The sequence below is a fragment of the Sneathia sanguinegens genome, assembly GCF_001517935.1.
Taxonomy (GTDB): Bacteria; Fusobacteriota; Fusobacteriia; order Fusobacteriales; family Leptotrichiaceae; genus Sneathia; species Sneathia sanguinegens.
Window position 1 is genome coordinate 1 of the sequence record NZ_LOQF01000032.1, and the last position, 401, is coordinate 401.

2 rRNA genes are annotated in these 401 nt (G+C 42.4%); both read left to right on the forward strand.

Annotation, left to right across the window (positions count from 1 at the left end):
• Window positions 1-131 (forward strand): 16S ribosomal RNA (locus AWT65_RS06300); the annotation flags it as partial.
• Between the two features lie 110 nt (window positions 132-241).
• Window positions 242-401: ribosomal RNA gene (locus tag AWT65_RS06305) — 23S ribosomal RNA — on the forward strand; the annotation flags it as partial.

A 401-nucleotide genomic window follows, 5' to 3' on the forward strand; every position in this document is an offset into this window, starting at 1 on the left:
CACGAGAGTTGTTTGCACCTGAAATTACTGGCCTAACTGCAAAGGGGGAGGTACTGAAGGTGTGGATAGCGATTGGGGTGAAGTCGTAACAAGGTATCCGTACCGGAAGGTGCGGATGGATCACCTCCTTTCTAAGGAGAAACAAGAACACTTGTTTGCTAATCTTTGTGTTAAAAAAGAAAAAATAGGACAATGAGAAATGAATAGTAGGTAAAAAAGATTACAACTGAAAAGAGTTAGAGAGAAGCTAAAAAAGGGCATACGGAGGATGCCTAGGTAGTAAAAGCCGAAGAAGGACGTGATAAGCTGCGAAAAGCTTGGTGAAGTTGCACATAAACGAAGAAGCCAAGATGTCCGAATGGGAAAACCTGTATATGAGGAGCATATACGCGAAAGAGGTA